Annotated in this window: 15 protein-coding genes; 12 read left to right on the top strand and 3 right to left on the bottom strand. The window is 64.1% G+C overall.

Annotation, left to right across the window (positions count from 1 at the left end; genetic code table 11):
* Positions 1-257 precede the first annotated feature (257 nt).
* Positions 258-707, top strand: a complete 450-nt coding sequence (locus AC07ZS_RS25285; RefSeq protein ID WP_494801238.1) for an OsmC family protein — start codon at positions 258-260, stop codon at positions 705-707.
* Between the two features lie 21 nt (positions 708-728).
* Here the strand turns inward: AC07ZS_RS25285 and coq7 are convergent, their stop codons facing one another.
* On the bottom strand, positions 729-1,391 hold the full coding sequence (gene coq7 / locus AC07ZS_RS25290; RefSeq protein WP_494801239.1) for a 2-polyprenyl-3-methyl-6-methoxy-1,4-benzoquinone monooxygenase: 663 nt from the start codon (positions 1,389-1,391) through the stop codon (positions 729-731).
* Positions 1,392-1,706: 315 nt separating this feature from the next.
* Between coq7 and AC07ZS_RS25295 the strand changes: the two genes are divergently transcribed.
* Together AC07ZS_RS25295 and AC07ZS_RS25300 are read left to right on the top strand one after the other, a co-directional pair.
* Positions 1,707-2,675 (top strand): porin, encoded by a 969-nt coding sequence (locus tag AC07ZS_RS25295; protein WP_494801240.1) that lies wholly within the window; start codon positions 1,707-1,709, stop codon positions 2,673-2,675.
* Positions 2,676-2,953: 278 nt separating this feature from the next.
* Positions 2,954-3,940 carry a porin gene (locus AC07ZS_RS25300; RefSeq protein WP_494801241.1) on the top strand — a complete coding sequence of 329 codons (987 nt, stop codon included), beginning with the start codon at positions 2,954-2,956 and terminating at the stop codon, positions 3,938-3,940.
* 77 nt (positions 3,941-4,017) lie between these two features.
* Here the strand turns inward: AC07ZS_RS25300 and AC07ZS_RS25305 are convergent, their stop codons facing one another.
* Positions 4,018-4,338: a ComEA family DNA-binding protein gene (locus AC07ZS_RS25305; RefSeq protein WP_494801242.1), complete on the bottom strand. Its 321-nt coding sequence runs from the start codon at positions 4,336-4,338 to the stop codon at positions 4,018-4,020.
* 251 nt (positions 4,339-4,589) lie between these two features.
* On the opposite strand from AC07ZS_RS25305, the gene AC07ZS_RS25310 reads away from it, so the two are divergent.
* From AC07ZS_RS25310 to AC07ZS_RS25345, 8 genes are all read left to right on the top strand, one after another.
* Positions 4,590-5,318: a DUF3047 domain-containing protein gene (locus tag AC07ZS_RS25310; protein ID WP_494801243.1), complete on the top strand. Its 729-nt coding sequence runs from the start codon at positions 4,590-4,592 to the stop codon at positions 5,316-5,318.
* 99 nt (positions 5,319-5,417) lie between these two features.
* The gene (locus AC07ZS_RS25315; RefSeq protein WP_494801244.1) at positions 5,418-6,989 is read left to right on the top strand and encodes an ABC transporter substrate-binding protein; all 1,572 of its coding nucleotides are present in this window, start codon (positions 5,418-5,420) and stop codon (positions 6,987-6,989) included.
* 63 nt (positions 6,990-7,052) lie between these two features.
* On the top strand, positions 7,053-8,033 hold the full coding sequence (locus tag AC07ZS_RS25320) for an ABC transporter permease (RefSeq protein ID WP_494801245.1): 981 nt from the start codon (positions 7,053-7,055) through the stop codon (positions 8,031-8,033).
* Positions 8,033-9,316, top strand: coding sequence for a M20 aminoacylase family protein (locus tag AC07ZS_RS25325; RefSeq protein ID WP_494801246.1), 1,284 nt, complete (start codon positions 8,033-8,035; stop codon positions 9,314-9,316). The genes AC07ZS_RS25320 and AC07ZS_RS25325 overlap by 1 nt, the downstream gene beginning before the upstream one ends.
* Positions 9,317-9,333: 17 nt before the next feature.
* The gene (locus AC07ZS_RS25330; protein ID WP_494801261.1) at positions 9,334-10,899 is read left to right on the top strand and encodes an ABC transporter substrate-binding protein; all 1,566 of its coding nucleotides are present in this window, start codon (positions 9,334-9,336) and stop codon (positions 10,897-10,899) included.
* Positions 10,900-10,964: 65 nt separating this feature from the next.
* On the top strand, positions 10,965-11,876 hold the full coding sequence (locus AC07ZS_RS25335; RefSeq protein WP_494801247.1) for an ABC transporter permease: 912 nt from the start codon (positions 10,965-10,967) through the stop codon (positions 11,874-11,876).
* A 7-nt stretch (positions 11,877-11,883) separates the two neighbouring features.
* Positions 11,884-12,858, top strand: coding sequence for an ABC transporter ATP-binding protein (locus AC07ZS_RS25340; protein WP_494801248.1), 975 nt, complete (start codon positions 11,884-11,886; stop codon positions 12,856-12,858).
* Positions 12,855-13,931, top strand: coding sequence for an ABC transporter ATP-binding protein (locus tag AC07ZS_RS25345; RefSeq protein ID WP_494801249.1), 1,077 nt, complete (start codon positions 12,855-12,857; stop codon positions 13,929-13,931). The genes AC07ZS_RS25340 and AC07ZS_RS25345 overlap by 4 nt, the downstream gene beginning before the upstream one ends.
* Before the next feature lie 34 nt (positions 13,932-13,965).
* On the opposite strand, the gene AC07ZS_RS25350 is transcribed toward AC07ZS_RS25345, so the two are convergent.
* The gene (locus AC07ZS_RS25350; protein WP_382161596.1) at positions 13,966-14,814 is read right to left on the bottom strand and encodes a MurR/RpiR family transcriptional regulator; all 849 of its coding nucleotides are present in this window, start codon (positions 14,812-14,814) and stop codon (positions 13,966-13,968) included.
* A gap of 70 nt (positions 14,815-14,884) precedes the next feature.
* Between AC07ZS_RS25350 and tal the strand changes: the two genes are divergently transcribed.
* Positions 14,885-15,826 carry a transaldolase gene (gene tal, locus AC07ZS_RS25355; protein WP_494801250.1) on the top strand — a complete coding sequence of 314 codons (942 nt, stop codon included), beginning with the start codon at positions 14,885-14,887 and terminating at the stop codon, positions 15,824-15,826.
* Positions 15,827-15,841: the final 15 nt, after the last annotated feature.

The raw sequence follows: 15,841 nt of genomic DNA on the forward strand, positions 1-15,841 counted from the left end.
GTGTTGGGGCGTTGTTTGGGGCGGGCTGACGGCATGGTGTTCCTCGCCGCACATCATATCGAGGGCGAAAAAAAGCCCGGACTGGCAGAACCAGACCGGGCTTGAATCCACCCGTGGAGGGTAGAGGAGACAACCGTAAATACAATGACGCCAGTATAACGCTCTCATGCTGCATTGCAGCATCCCCAATCGGATTTCTACGATTTTTAGAGCGCTCACCTCAATACCGTTGTTTATTTCACGACACAGGACACCCCATGGAATGCACCGTTACCTGGACCGGCGCCGCCGGCACCCGCTCGAACATGGGCTTCGTCGCCGAGACCGGCAGCGGCCATGTGATTGCCATGGACGGAGCGCCCGACGTCGCCAAGCCGGAAAACGGGGGCGCCAACCTGGCCGCCCGCCCCATGGAGACGGTGCTGGCAGGGACGGGTGGCTGCACCGCCTACGACGTGGTGCTCATCCTCAAGCGGGGCCGTCACGATGTGCGCGGCTGCAGCGTGAAGCTGGTGACCGAGCGTGCGCCGGTTGATCCCAAGGTGTTCACCAAGATCCACATGCATTTCACCGTGAGCGGGAAGGGCATCCCGGCGGCGGCCGTGGAGCGCGCCATTGCGATGAGCCACGAGAAATACTGCTCGGCCAGCATCATGCTGGGCAAGACCGCCGAAATCACGACCAGCTTCGACCTGCTGGAGGCCTGACCTTCGGCCAGGGTGCGCCGCTCAGATGCGGTGCGCCACCGTGGTCATGACCTTGGCCGCCATGCGCATCAGCCCTTTGACGGGGAGCGGCAGCTCCACTGCGCCGGCCTGTTGCGCTTCGCGGGCATGCCGGGCCTCGTCGTCCTTCATTTGAGCCACGATCGCCCGGGACGCCTGGTCTTTCGCGGGCAGGCGGTCCATGTGGCTCGCCAGGTGGGCCTCCACTTGGCGCTCGGTTTCCACCACGAATCCCAGGCTCACACCCGGTCCCACACGCCCGGCCAGCAAACCCAGGCCGAAGGCGCCGGCGTACCAGAGCGGGTTGAGCAGCGAAGGCCTGGCGCCGAGTTCGTCGAGGCGGGCCTGGGTCCAGGCGAGGTGATCGGTCTCTTCCCGTCCCGCCGCCTCCAGCTGCAGGGCGAGCGCCTCGTTGGGCTTGGCGTTGCGCCGTCCGGGCCAACGCGCTGCCAGGGCCTGCGAGGTGTAGAGCGCCTGCGCGCACACCTCCCCGACGTGGTTCACCCGCATCAGCGCACCGGAGAGTTGCCGCTCTTCTGGTCCCATCGCCGGGTCCGATGCCTGCTCGGGCAGGGTCGGACATTCGCGTGTGCCTCTCGGTGGCACGAACAGGGTTCTCAAGGCCGAATCGACGGCGTTCAACAAGACATCGGTTGGGTTGGGCATGGTGGGGGCTGATGGATTCGCCATGGCACATGCTGCCATGGATTGCGCATGACCGAGTTTCTCAAGTTGCCGACTGTGATTGTTTCCTGGGCTGAACCGCGAGGCCGCAGATCGTGGCTTCCGCTTCTATCCATATGAGGGTATCTACTAACAGCGTGGCACAGGTGCAACGAAAGGGCCGCGTTGAGGCGACAAAAGCCCTTGTCACCATGGCGCCATCGGAAACTTTCTGATGCAATCGGCTCAGCTTCCTGGATGGAGGTTGGCTCGGTGGCAAAGACTCCCGGCCCTTATTAACCCTTGGAGAACCCTTCAATGAAAAAGACCCTGATCGCTCTGGCCGCCGTGGCAGCCACCGGCGCTGCATTCGCACAATCTTCCGTGACCCTGAGCGGTACCGTTGACGTCGGTCTGCAAGACGTCGGCGGCGGCGCGCCCCTGACGATGGTTTCCAGCCGCCTCGGCACCAGCAACTGGACCGTGTCCGGCACGGAAGACCTCGGCGGCGGCCTGAAGGCCATCTTCAAGGTGTCGACCTCGTTCAACGCTGACGACGGCACGACCGCCGGCAACGTGCTGGGCAACAACGACATGTTCGTGGGCCTGCAAGGTGGCTTCGGCTCCCTGAAGCTGGGTCGTTCGTTCGACACCGCTTTCGCCAACGCACTGACCGCCAACAGCACCAAGGGTGTGACCGGTTTCTCGACCCGCGCTGGTACGCTGGACAACAACGGCGTGTACATCTCCAACCAAGTGCTGTACACGACGCCCAACTGGGGTGGCTTCACCGGTATGGTGCAGTACGCTCCTTCCGAAGCGAACGGCGTGAGCGCCAACAGCGGCCTGGGCCTGGCCTACGCGGCCGGCCCCCTGGCTGTGACCTACGCTTACTCGAAGATCCACAACAACGACGGCGCCGCATCCAATGCACAGCGCAACGGCAACGCCCTGAACCAGCTGGCCGCTTCGTACAACTTCGGCTTCGCCAACCTGCTGTTCACGTACACCGACCGCGGTGGCAACGTGGCTGACGACAGCAACAACTCCTTCGCTCTGGGCTTCACCGCTCCTGTTGGCCCCGGCCAGCTGTGGGGTTCGTATGACCGCAGCGAAGTTGGCGCCGGCACCACCCGCGTGTTCCACGGTGGCTACAAGTACTTCCTGAGCAAGCGCACCACCGCTTACCTGAACCTGGGTAACAAGAAGAACCCGGCCGTCAACTACGGCGAAGGCCTCGGCAAGGCCGTCACCGGCTGGGGCGTGGGCCTGGCTCACAACTTCTGATCTTTTGGCTGACCTTCGCGTCAGCTGAGATTTCGGTCGTTCAAACCGCCTGCTCGCAAGAGCAGGCGGTTTTTTCGTGGGCGCCTGTTGTTGGTTGATGAGGCAAGTCACTTCGTCGCTCGAAACCGACCGTTCGTGTTGTGGTTAGACAACGATCTGAGCGCTACTTCGCGTGTTTTTCAGGGCTTACCCTTACGACGGCCTGTTTTCCGCCCTACCATTCATTGGTCAGTTTTCTAACTTGTGGTGTGTCACCGCAATACTTTAAGGAAGTAACCATGAAAAAATCTTTGATCGCCTTGGCGGTTCTCGGCTCTGTGGCCGGTGTGGCCCAAGCCCAATCCAGCGTGACCATGTACGGTCTCGTGGACGTGTGGGCCGGCCGTACCAAGGCGGAAGTGCCTGGCGTGGGTTCTGTGTCCGTCAACGGTCTGAATTCGGGTGGTCTGGCCACCAGCCGTTGGGGCGTGCAGGGTTCGGAAGACCTGGGCGGCGGTTTGAAGGCCATCTTCAAGCTGGAGCAAGGTTTTGACGCTTCCAACGGCACCGCCACGGCTAACACCGCTTTCAACCGCCAGTCGTGGGTTGGCCTGGAAGGCGGCTTCGGTACCGTCCAGTTCGGTAACGTGTGGTCGGCTTTTGACGATGTGTTCTACATCGGCAACTCCATCTTCGACGCCGTCGCTTTCTCGCCTGCTTACGCTGTCATGAGCGTCGCTGCGTACAACGACAAGCCGCGCAATGCCCTGCGTTACACCTCGCCCAACTTCGGCGGCTTCAGCGCTGCTGTGTCGCACGGCCTGGACGAAAACGCTCTTGTCAAGCGCGACCAGACCGACTTCAACCTGCAGTACGCTGCTGGTCCTCTGACCGCTGCTTTCGCCTACCAGCTGCAAAACGACGCTGCTGGCGTTGGCCAAGATGCCAAGTTCACCTACTTCACCGCCGCCTACGACCTGGGCGTTGCTGTGCTGAAGGGTGGCGTTGGCCAGACCCGCAACGTGTACGCCACGAAGACCAACGACTGGCAAATCGGCGCCGACTTCCCCCTGTCGTCGGCTCTGAGCCTGTCGACCGGCTACGCCTCGTCCAAGGACAAGGATGGCACGGACACGAAGCGCACCGGCTACTCGGTGGGCGCCCTGTACGCGCTGTCCAAGCGCACCTCGACCTACGCCGCCTTCACCAAGGCCAAGGAAGAAGTCGGTGGCACGACCGCTGCTAAGGTCTCCGCGTTCGGCGTTGGCCTCCAGCACAAGTTCTGATCTCCGTTCTTCGGAACACCGATCAGTCAAAAGCCACCCGGCATGCCGGGTGGCTTTTTTTATGGACGTGACCCGTCTCAGGATCCCTTGGCAGCCGCTGCCGGCTTCTTGTCGGCCGGTGTGGTCGCAGAGGGCTTGTAGCTGTCCCCGTTGACCGTCAGTCCTTGCGACGACAGCTTGGCGGCGCGCTTGTCACCAATGCCCGGTACCCTCTGGATCAGGTCACTCCAGTTTTTGAAGGGTGAGGCTTTGCGTGCCTCCACGATCTTGGCCGACGTGTTGGGTCCGATACCCTTGATGCTGTCGAGATCGGCCACGGTGCCGGTGTTGATGTCCACCGCCGCAAAACTGGCGGCCGCAAGCAGCGACAGGAGACCGGTCAGCATTTTCTTGAACATGGATTCCTCCAAATGAGACGTTTTGACATGCCATGGATGTGGTTTGGCAAGATGCCCTCCCATGACCCGAAGCCACCATGGCTTCGGGTCATAAATTTAATTCCAAAGTTTGATTTTTAAAAGAAAAATCATTAAAAAATAATCAATATTATTGATTTATGCCTGTTCGCAACATGAAATTGCCCTTGGCATCACTGGCCAGTGCGGGATGGTTTGTCCTGGTGCTGAGTGGGTGCGCAGGACCGTCGGTGATGTCCGACGATCTGGAGCAGGAGCGGCCGCCTTCGAGACCTCAGAGGGTGCAAAGTGGCGCCAGCCCCGCGGTGCTGAAGGCCGCCAGTCGTCTGTTCGCCACGCCCAGGCCTGCGGTGCCATGGGAGCCGTTCTCCTTTCCCGGCAAGCGGTACGCTGCGTTCGAGTCGGTCCAGGTGGCAGGACGGTCGGCGTTGCAGGTGCATGCGAAGAGTTCGGTCAGCATCCTGCGGCAGCGGTTCGAGCCTTCGCTGCCGTCAGTAGGGCGCTTGTCCTTCTCCTGGCGGGTCGACGGCCTGCCCGAGGACGCCGATCTGTCCCAGTCCAGCCAGGCCGACTCTGCGGTGCGGGTGGTCCTTGCCTTCGATGGCGATCGTTCCCGCTGGACGGCCAGGAACCACCGCCTCTCCGAGATGAGTCGCCTGTTGACGGGCGAGGAGCTGCCCTATGCCTCACTGGTCTATGTGTGGAGCGCGAAACACGCGCCGGGCACCGTTGTGGTGAACCCACGCACGGACCGCATCCGCAAGTTGGTGCTGGACAGCGACGTGGCCACGGTGGGGCAATGGCGGGATCACGTGCGCGACGTGCGCGCGGACTTCCGCCTTGCGTTCGGTGAGGAACCGGGGCCGCTGCGTCTGGTGGCCCTGATGACGGACACCGACAACACGGAGAGCGAACTCACGGCCTGGTATGGCGCCTTGAAACTGGAACTGGCCGTGGATTGAGGCGATGCGGGCGGCTTTGCCGTTCGGGTAACTCCGGTGCATTGGCGGGAACGTTTGTTGCATAGTGGCGGGATGTCCACTTTATTTAGGTGTCAACAAATGAAGCTCCCATTTGCAGTCCTGTTCGCCGCGATGGCCCTTGGTGCTGGCGGTGCTCACGCCAAAACCTTCAAATGGACGAGCGCCAGTGACATCCCCACGTGGGACATCCATTCCCAGAACAACGCCTTGGCCAACGGGATCCATGCCTCGGTGTACGAGTCGCTGGTTTACTACAACAGCAAGACCTTCAAGCCCGAGCCTGTGTTGGCGACGGCCTGGAAGCAGGTGACGCCGACACAACTGCGCATGAACCTGCGCACGGGGGTCAAGTTCCATGATGGCTCGGCGTTCTCGGCCGACGACGCGGTGTTCTCGATCGAACGGGCGATGACCAAGACCTCGAATTTCGGGATCTATGCCCAGGGCATTGACCGGGTGGTGAAGGTGGATGCCAACACGATCGACATCTTCACCAAGGACCCCAACCCGGTGTTGCTGAACCAGCTCACCGAGTTGCGCATGATGAGCAAGGCCTGGGCGGAGAAGAACAACTCGACCATGCCGAAGGACATCAAGACGCAGGACGAGAACTTCGCCCACCGCAACGCCAATGGCACGGGCCCCTTTGTGCTGAAGGAGTGGCAGCCGGACCAGAAGCTGGTGGTCACCCGAAACCCGAACTGGTGGGGCAAGTCGGAGGGCAACGTGACCGAAGTGATCTACACGCCGGTCAAGGCCGTGGCCACCCGCATGGCGGCGCTGCTTTCGGGTGAGGTGGATCTGGTGCTCGACCCCAGCCCGCAGGATCTGGCGCGCGTGCGCGGCGAGCAGAACCTCAAGGTGATCGATGGCGTGGAAAACAGGACCATCTTCTTCGGCATGGACCAGTTCCGTGACGAACTGCCGGGCAGCAACATCAAGGGAAAGAATCCCCTGAAGGATCAGCGGGTTCGCAAGGCGCTCTACCAGGCCATCGACATGAACACCATCGCCCGGGTGAGTCTGCGTGGTCTGGGGCAGCCCACCGGCGCTCTGGTGGCCCCGCAGGTCAATGGCTGGACGGAGGCGGTTCACAAACGGCATCCCTTCGACGTGGCGGCAGCCCAGAAGCTGCTGGCCGATGCGGGCTACAAGGATGGCTTTGAAGTTGACTTTGCCTGCCCCAACAACCGTTACATCAACGACGAGCAGATCTGCCAGGCCGTGACCGCCATGTGGGCGCGCATCGGTGTGAAGGCCAAGTTGCGCACCCTGCCGCTGGTGACCTACTTCCCGATGATCCAGCGCTACGAAGCCAGCATCTACATGCTGGGTTGGGGCGTGCCCACCTTTGACGCGCTCTACAGCCTGCAGTCCCTGGTGCGCTCGGTCGGGGCGGGCGGTGACGGCAACTACAACGTGGGCCGCTACAGCAACCCGCAGATGGACGCGCTGGTGGAGCGCACCAAAAAGGAAACGGATCTCAAGCTGCGCACGGAGCTGCTGACCAAGGCCCTGGCGCTGCAGAACGAGGACGTGGCCCACATTCCCCTGCACAACCAGATCATTCCCTGGGCCATGAAGAAGAACATCGAGGTGGTGCACCGGGCGGACAACCGCCTGGACTGGCGTCTCATCAAGGTAAACTGATTTCCAAGCGTCAGTCGAGGGTCGCGCACCGCAGGGGGCGACCCTCTCTTCATTTTTCACACGATGTTCGCATTCATTCTTCGGCGACTGGCGCAGGCCGTGATCGTCATGGTCAGCGTGGCGTTCATCGCATTCATGCTGTTCCAGTACGTGGGGGACCCGGTGGTGTTTCTGCTGGGGCAGGACGCCACCCCCGATCAGGTGCGCGAACTGCGCTCCGAGCTCGGTCTGGATCGACCCTTCTTTGTGCAGTTCTGGCATTTCCTCGCCAATGCGGTGCAAGGTGAATTCGGCTTGTCGTTGCGGCAGGGCGCCAAGGTGTCGCGCCTGATAGCCGAGCGCTTCCCCGCGACATTGGAACTCTCCATGGTGGCCGCGGTGCTCGCGCTGGTGGTGGGCATTCCCATGGGGGTGTACGCGGCGCTGCGGCGGGGCACCTTCATGAGCCAGGTGTTCATGACGGTTTCGCTGCTGGGCGTGTCCCTGCCCACCTTCCTGATCGGTATCCTGTTGATCCTGCTGTTCGCGGTCACGCTGGGCTGGTTCCCCAGCTTCGGCCGGGGTGACGTGACGCAGCTGGGTTGGTGGAGCACCGGTCTGCTGACGCCCAAGGGCTGGCACCACATCACCCTGCCGGCCATCACGCTGGCGATCTTCCAGCTCACGCTGATCATGCGGCTGGTGCGCGCGGAAATGCTGGAGGTGCTGCGCACCGACTACATCAAGTTCGCGCGCGCCCGTGGGCTGACCAACCGCGCCGTGCATTTCGGCCACGCGCTGAAGAACACGCTGGTGCCGGTGATGACCATCACCGGTCTGCAGCTGGGGGGCCTGATTGCCTTTGCCATCATCACCGAGACGGTGTTCCAGTGGCCGGGCATGGGGCTGTTGTTCATCCAGGCCGTGACCTTTGCCGACATCCCGGTGATGGCCGCCTACCTGTGCCTCATCGCTCTGATCTTCGTGGTTATCAACCTGATCGTCGACCTGCTGTACTTCGCGGTCGATCCCCGCCTTCGTGTGGAGAAAGCGGGAGGCCATTGATGTCCACCCCGTCCCGCATCAAGGCGCATGGCCGCGCGTTCTCGCACATCGCGGCCTTCCATCCGGAGCTCACGGCCTTGCGCCGCGACCTGCACGCCCATCCTGAAATTGGCTTCGAGGAGCACTACACCGCGCAGCGCGTGGTGGAGTCGCTCAAGGTGTGCGGCGTGGACGAGATCCACACCGGCATCGGCAAGACCGGGGTGGTGGCGGTGATCCGTGGTCGCCGCCATGCCAGTGGCCGCATGGTTGGCCTGCGCGCCGACATGGACGCGCTGCCCATGACCGAGCACAACGACTTTGCCTGGAAGTCCGTGCGCCCGGGCATGATGCACGGCTGCGGCCACGACGGCCACACCGCCATGCTGGTGGGCGCGGCGCGCTACCTTGCCGAGACGCGCCAGTTCGACGGCACGGCGGTGCTGATCTTCCAGCCCGGTGAAGAGGGGTTTGCGGGCGCCAAGGCGATGATCGAGGACGGCCTGTTCGATCGTTTCCCGGTGCAATCCGTCTTCGGCATGCACAACTGGCCGCAGATGCGCCCCGGCATGGTGGGCGTGAACCCCGGTCCCATGATGGCGTCGGCGGACCGCATCACCATCGAAATCACCGGCAAGGGTGGGCATGGTGCGCACCCCTACCAGACGGTGGACCCGGTGCTGGTGTCGGCCCACATCATCACCGCGGTGCAGAGCATCATCTCGCGCAATGTGCGCGCCATCGACAGCGCGGTCATCAGCGTGTGTGCGATGCAGGCCGGCGACATGGGCGCGTTCAGCGTGATGCCCGGCAAGGCCACGCTGGTGGGCACGGTGCGCACTTTCAATCCCGAGGTGCAGGCCATGGTCGAGAAGCGCCTGCAGGAGGTTTGCTCGGGCGTGGCGCTGGGCCTGGGCGCCACGGCCCACGTCAACTACGAGCGCATCTACCCGGCCACCATCAACACGCGCGACGAAGCCCGTTTCGCCGCCGATGTGGCGCAGAAGCTGGTCGGCCACGATCACGTGGACCGCAACATGGATCCGAGCATGGGCGCCGAGGATTTTTCGTTCATGCTGCAGGTCAAGCCCGGCGCCTACCTGCGCCTGGGGCAGGGCGCTGAAAACGGCATCGGCAGCTGTTTCCTGCACAACAGCCGCTACGACTTCAACGACGAAGTCCTGCCGCTCGGTGCAGCCCTGCACGCCAGTCTGGTGGAGCACGCCATGCCGCTGGCCGACGAGGCCCATGCCGCCGCCAAAACCCCTTCCACAACCACAAACGCATCAAGGAGCGAAGCATGATTTTCCGGAAAACGCTGATGGCCGCCCTGGCGACGACCGCCATGCTCACCATGGGGGCCGCTTCGGCGCAGACCATCCGCATCGGCAACCAGGGCGATGCCCTGTCGATGGATCCGCACTCACTCAACGAGTCCTTGCAGCTCAGCGTGACGAACAACGTCTACGAGCCCCTGGTGGCGCGCGACCAGAATCTGAAGCTGGTGCCGGGACTGGCGACGAGCTGGAAACAGACCTCGCCCAGCGTCTGGCGTTTCGAGCTGCGCAAGGGCGTGAAATTCCACGACGGTGCCCCCTTCACGGCCGACGACGTGCTGTTCACCTTTGCCCGCGCTTCGGGTGAGGGTTCGGACATGAAGAGCTACACCAACGACGTGAAGGAAGTCCGCAAGGTCAACGACTTCACGGTCGACATCGAGACCAAGGGCCCGTTCCCCATCCTGCCCGACGTGTTGTCGCTGCTGTTCATCATGAACAAGAAGTGGGCCGAGGACAACCAGGCCACGCGACCGGTGGACCGCCGCAAGGGTGTCGAGAACGCGGCCTCGTTCCGCGCCAACGGCACCGGCCCGTTCCGCCTGCGCGAGCGCCAGCCCAACGTCAAAACCAGCTTCGTGCGCAACGGCAGCTACTGGGGCAAGATCGAAGGCAACGTGGTCAACGTGGAGTACACGCCGATCGGCAACGATTCCACCCGCGTGGCCGCGCTGCTCTCGGGCCAGGTGGACGTGATCGAACCGGTGCCGCTGCAGGACGTGGCACGCATCAACGCCAGCGGCAAGAGCAAGGTGATGCAGGGCCCCGAACTGCGCACCATCTTCCTGGGCATGGACCAGAAGCGCGACGAGCTGCTGTACTCGAGCGTCAAGGGCAAGAACCCCTTCAAGGACAAGCGCGTGCGCCAGGCCTTCTACCAGGCCATCGACATCAACGGCATTCAGCGCACCGTGATGCGTGGCGCCTCCAAGCCCATGGCGCTGATGGTGGGCCCGGGCATCAACGGCTTCGACGCCGCGATGAACAACCGCCTGCCGTACGACCCCGATGCCGCCAAGAAACTGCTGGCCGATGCCGGTTACCCGAACGGCTTTGAAGTGGCCTTGAACTGCCCCAACGACCGCTATGTGAACGACGGTGCGATCTGCCAGGCGGTGGCCGCCAACCTCGCACGCGTGGGCGTGAAGATCAACCTGCAGGCCGAGACCAAGGGCACCTACTTCCCGAAAATCCTGCGCCGCGACACCAGCTTCTACATGCTGGGCTGGACCCCGGGCACCTACGACGCGCACAACGCCTTGAACGCCCTGATGCGCTGCGTGGACGACAAGGGCAGCGGCCAGTTCAACCTGGGCGCCTACTGCAACCCCAAGGTGGACGAGCTGACGGTGCAGATCCAGTCGGAAACCGACAAGGCCAAGCGCGACGCGCTGATCAAGGAAGCCTTCAAGCTGCACACCGATGACATCGGCCACCTCCCGCTGCACCAGCAGGCCCTGGCCTGGGGCGTGGCGAGCAATGTGGAGCTGGTCCAGCTGGCCGACAACTTCATGCCGTTCCGATTCATGTCGGTGAAGCCGGCGAAGTAAGCCGGTCCCGTCACCGCGAGACCTCGTCTCGCGGTGGCGTGGTCTCCAAAAACAAGGCGCCCCACGTGATCAGCCTCATCAAAAGAGGGCTCGACAGCGATGTCGGCCACAGTTTCCGAACCTCGCCGACCGCCATCGTGGCGGCGGTGATCGCTCTTGTCTGCGTGTTCTGCGCGGTCTTCGCGCCCTGGGTGGCGCCGCACAATCCCTTTGATCTGGCCACGCTGGAGCTCTCGAATGCCCGCCTGCCACCGGCCTGGCACCCCGACGGGTCGAGCAGCTTCCTGCTGGGCACCGACGACCAGGGCCGCGACATCCTCTCGGCCCTGATGTACGGCGCGCGGATCTCGCTGGCCGTGGGCCTGGCCTCGGTGCTGCTCTCGGTGGTGATCGGCGTCACCTTCGGCCTGCTGGCCGGCTTCCTCGGTGGCTGGGTGGACGGTTTCCTCATGCGCCTGTGCGACGTGATGTTGTCCTTCCCGCCCATCCTCATCGCGCTGCTGATCGCGGGCGTGGGCCGTGCCCTGTTTCCCAATGCGCACGAGACGCTGGCCTTTGGCGTGCTGATCATCTCGATCACGCTCACGGGCTGGGTGCAGTACGCGCGCACCGTGCGCGGCTCCACGCTGGTGGAGCGCAACAAGGAATATGTGCAGGCCGCGCGCGTGACCGGCGTGGCGCCGCTGCGCATCATGCGCCGCCACGTGCTGCCCAATGTCATGGGCCCGGTGCTGGTGCTGGCCACCATCCAGGTGGCCACGGCCATCATCACCGAGGCCACGCTGTCCTTTCTGGGGGTCGGCGCTCCGCCGACCTCGCCTTCGCTGGGCACGCTGATCCGCGTGGGCAACGACTACCTGTTCTCCGGCGAATGGTGGATCACCATCTTCCCGGGCGCCATGCTGGTGCTGATCGCCCTCAGCGTGAACCTGCTGGGCGACTGGCTGCGCGACGCACTCAACCCCCGCCTGCGCTGAGACCAAGATGAGCCTTCTCCAAGTCAAGAACCTGGTCGTCGAGTTTCCCGGCCGCCGAGGCACGCTGCGCGCGCTCGACGACGTCTCCTTCGAGATCGCCCCGGGCGAGATCCTGGGCGTGGTGGGGGAGTCCGGTGCGGGCAAGTCGCTCACCGGCGCCTCCATCATCGGCCTGCTGGAGCCGCCGGGGCGTGTCGCCTCGGGCGAGATCCTGCTGCACGGCCGGCGCATCGACAACCTGCCGCACGACCAGATGCGAAAGGTGAGGGGGCGCGAGATCGGCGCGATCTTCCAGGACCCGCTGACCTCGCTCAACCCGCTGTACTCCGTGGGTCGCCAGCTCATCGAGACCATCACCACCCACCTGCCCGTGAGCCATGCCGAGGCGCGCAGGCGCGCGATCGACCTGCTCAAGGACACCGGCATCCCGGCCGCCGAGCAGCGCATCGACCACTTCCCGCACCAGTTCTCCGGTGGCATGCGCCAGCGCGTCGTGATCGCGCTGGCCCTGGCGGCCGAGCCGCAGCTCATCGTGGCCGACGAGCCCACCACCGCGCTCGATGTGTCGATCCAGGCACAGATCATCACCTTGCTCAAAACCATCTGCAAGCAGCGCGGGGCGGCGGTGATGCTGATCACGCACGACATGGGCGTGATCGCCGAGACCTGTGACCGCGTGGCGGTGATGTACGCCGGCCGCGTCGCCGAAATCGGGCCGGTGCACCAGGTCATCAACCACCCCGCGCACCCCTACACCGCCGGCTTGATGGCCTGCATTCCGGACATGAGCCAGGACCGCGAACGCCTGCACCAGATCGACGGTGCCATGCCCCGGCTCAATGCCATTCCGCCGGGTTGTGCGTACAACCCGCGCTGCGAGAAGGTGTTCGACCGTTGTCACATCGAACGGCCCGATCTGTTGTCGGCCGGCCCCACCCGGGCCGCGTGCTGGCTGCATTCGCCCGCAGGAGCCCAGGCATGAGCGCGGACATGATCGAGAAAGCGGTGCTGGCCGCGCAGGCGCGCAACGCCACCAGCGCGCCGGTGCCCGCTGCCACCCCCGAGGCGCCCCTGGTGCGCGCCACCGACCTGGCCAAGACCTTCGATGTGTCCGCGCCCTGGCTCAACCGCGTGATCGAGCGCCAGCCGCGCCAGCTGCTGCGTGCGGTCGACGGCGTGTCCTTTGACATCCCGCGCGGTCAGACGTTGGCACTGGTGGGTGAGTCGGGTTGTGGCAAGAGCACGGTGGCACGCTTGCTGGTGGGCTTGTACGGACCCACGCGGGGCGGCTTCGAGTTCGATGGGCAGGACGCGCATGCCGCGTTCAAGACGCCGGAAGGCCGCAAACTGCGCCGCCGCATCCAGATGATCTTCCAGGACCCGTATGCCAGTCTGAACCCGCGCTGGCGCGTGGAAGACATCATCGCCGAGCCCTTGCGCGAGCATGAGATCGAGACCGACCCGGAGGCCTTGCGTGCGCGGGTGGACGATCTGCTCAAGTCGGTGGGGCTTTCGCCGCTGGACCGTGTGAAGTACCCGCACCAGTTCTCGGGCGGACAGCGCCAGCGCATCTCCATCGCACGGGCCCTGGCCACGCAGCCGGAGTTCCTGGTGTGCGACGAGCCCACGTCGGCGCTGGACGTGAGCGTGCAGGCGCAGGTGCTCAACATCATGAAGGACCTGCAGCGCGAGCGCGGGCTGACCTATCTCTTCATCAGTCATAACCTGGCCGTGGTGCGCCACGTGAGCGACCAGGTGGGGGTGATGTACCTCGGGCGGCTGGTGGAGCTGGCGCCCAAGCACACCCTGTTCGAGCGGCCTCGCCACCCCTATACGCGGATGCTGCTCGATGCGATCCCGAAGATGCACGACACCGGCAAGGCGCGCACACCGGTTTCGGGCGAGGTGCCCAACCCGCTGAACCCACCCAGTGGGTGTGCCTTCAACCCGCGGTGTCCGCATGCCAACGACCGCTGCCGCAGTGAGCGCCCCAATCTCCTGGATCTTGGCGGCATTCGCATTGCCTGCCATGCGGTGGAAGAGGGGCGGATCTAGTTTCACGCCATCGGGTGGGCGTTGGCGCGGACGGTCACGTGTACCTTTTGCTCCGGAGGTTGTTCTTCATTTCCTTGAGCAGGGGCTGCAGCTTGGTGCCACCGATGCGCAGCGCCAGACAGGTGGCGACGATGTCGATCACCATGAGGTGCATCAGGCGCGAGGTCATTGGGCTGTAGCGGTCGTAGCCTTCCGGGTGATCGGCCGAGAGGTGGATGTGGCCGCTCTGCGCCAGCGGTGAGCCGCTGGTGGTGATGACGATCACCGTGGCGCCGTGCTTGCGCGCGATGTCGGCCGCGTCCATCAGGTCGCGCGTGCGGCCGGAGTTGGAGATGATCACCACGCAGTCGCCCGGCCCGAGCAGGGACGCACTCATCACCTGCATGTGGCCGTCGCTGTACGCGATCGCATTGATGCCCAGACGGAAAAACTTGTGCTGCGCGTCCTGCGCGACGATGCCCGAGTTGCCGGCGCCGTAGAACTCGATGCGGCCGCGGTTCTTGTAGGTTGCCACCAGGGCGTCCACCGCCTTTTCGATCGCGTGGCTGGAGGCGTCGTTGCGGTACTTCAGGAAGGCTGCCACGGTGTTGTCGATCACCTTGACCAGCACGTCGCTCGTCTTGTCGTCCACGTCCACGCTGCGGTGAATGAACGGCACGCCTTCGCTCACCGTGCCGGCGAGCTTGAGCTTGAAGTCCGACAGGCCGTCGTAACCCATGCTGCGGCAGAAGCGCACCACCGTGGGCTTGCTCACGTGCGCGCGCTCGGCCAGCTCGGTCACCGGCAGGCTGGCGAAGGTGCGCGGGTCCAGCAACACGAGCTTGGCCACGCGTTGCTCGGCAGGTGCCAGCGAGGGCAGGGAGGCTTTGATCCGGTCGAGCATGGTGGTTTGGGTTACATGGGATGACAGATGGCGTGAAATTTTATTACACCCGCTGGCCGATAATCCGGTCATGAACCAACTCGACGCCCTCAAGCAATTCACCACGGTCGTGGCCGACACGGGTGACTTTAACCAGATCGCAGCCTACGCCCCGCAGGATGCCACGACCAACCCGTCGCTCATCCTGAAGGCGGTTCAGAAGCCCGAGTACGCCCACCTGCTCAAGGAGGCCGTCGCGAAGCATGGCGCCCAGGGGCTGGACGAGGTGATGAACCGCCTGCTGGTGGCTTTCGGCGGCGAGATCCTGCGCCTGATTCCGGGCCGGGTCTCGACCGAGGTGGATGCCCGACTGAGCTTCGATACCGAGGCCACCGTGACCCGCGCCCGCCGCATCATTGAGCTCTACCAGGGCGATGGGGTGCACGTGGACCGCGTGCTGATCAAGATCGCCTCTACCTGGGAAGGCATCCAGGCCGCTGCGCGGCTGGAGCGCGAGGGCATTCACACCAACCTCACCCTGCTGTTCTCGTTCGCCCAGGCGGTGGCTTGCGGCCAGGCCAAGGTGCAGCTGATCTCGCCCTTTGTGGGCCGCATCTACGACTGGTACAAGAAGAGCGCGGGCTCGGGCTGGGACGAAGCCGCGATGGCCGGAGCCAACGACCCAGGCGTGCGCTCGGTGCGCCGCATCTACGAGTTCTACAAGAAGCACGGCATCGCCACCGAGGTGATGGGCGCGAGCTTCCGCAACGTGGGCCAGATCACGGCGCTGGCCGGCTGCGACCTGCTGACGATCAGCCCCGACCTGCTGGCTCAGCTGGCCGCCAGCGATGCGCCCTTGAGCCGGGCACTGGACGCCGGTGCCGCCAAGGCATCGGACATCGCCTTCGTGACCCACGACGAAGCCAGCTTCCGCTTCGCTCTCAACGAAGACGCGATGGCCACCGAGAAGCTGGCCGAAGGCATCCGAGCCTTTGTGGCGGACACGATCAAGCTCGAAGCCTTGATGAAGTAGCTCGAGCCGAGCCTC

The organism is Hydrogenophaga sp. GW456-12-10-14-TSB4 (assembly GCF_059424305.1).

Coding starts and splice junctions, on each gene's coding strand:
- AC07ZS_RS25340 (WP_494801248.1), top strand. CDS start 11,884: ATGAGCCTTCTCCAAGTCAAGAACCTGGTCGTCGAGTTTCCCGGCCGC.
- AC07ZS_RS25325 (WP_494801246.1), top strand. CDS start 8,033: ATGTCCACCCCGTCCCGCATCAAGGCGCATGGCCGCGCGTTCTCGCAC.
- AC07ZS_RS25345 (WP_494801249.1), top strand. CDS start 12,855: ATGAGCGCGGACATGATCGAGAAAGCGGTGCTGGCCGCGCAGGCGCGC.
- AC07ZS_RS25320 (WP_494801245.1), top strand. CDS start 7,053: ATGTTCGCATTCATTCTTCGGCGACTGGCGCAGGCCGTGATCGTCATG.
- AC07ZS_RS25295 (WP_494801240.1), top strand. CDS start 1,707: ATGAAAAAGACCCTGATCGCTCTGGCCGCCGTGGCAGCCACCGGCGCT.
- AC07ZS_RS25300 (WP_494801241.1), top strand. CDS start 2,954: ATGAAAAAATCTTTGATCGCCTTGGCGGTTCTCGGCTCTGTGGCCGGT.
- AC07ZS_RS25315 (WP_494801244.1), top strand. CDS start 5,418: ATGAAGCTCCCATTTGCAGTCCTGTTCGCCGCGATGGCCCTTGGTGCT.
- tal (WP_494801250.1), top strand. CDS start 14,885: ATGAACCAACTCGACGCCCTCAAGCAATTCACCACGGTCGTGGCCGAC.
- AC07ZS_RS25305 (WP_494801242.1), bottom strand. CDS start 4,338: ATGTTCAAGAAAATGCTGACCGGTCTCCTGTCGCTGCTTGCGGCCGCC.
- coq7 (WP_494801239.1), bottom strand. CDS start 1,391: ATGCCCAACCCAACCGATGTCTTGTTGAACGCCGTCGATTCGGCCTTG.
- AC07ZS_RS25350 (WP_382161596.1), bottom strand. CDS start 14,814: ATGCTCGACCGGATCAAAGCCTCCCTGCCCTCGCTGGCACCTGCCGAG.
- AC07ZS_RS25285 (WP_494801238.1), top strand. CDS start 258: ATGGAATGCACCGTTACCTGGACCGGCGCCGCCGGCACCCGCTCGAAC.
- AC07ZS_RS25310 (WP_494801243.1), top strand. CDS start 4,590: ATGTCCGACGATCTGGAGCAGGAGCGGCCGCCTTCGAGACCTCAGAGG.
- AC07ZS_RS25330 (WP_494801261.1), top strand. CDS start 9,334: ATGGCCGCCCTGGCGACGACCGCCATGCTCACCATGGGGGCCGCTTCG.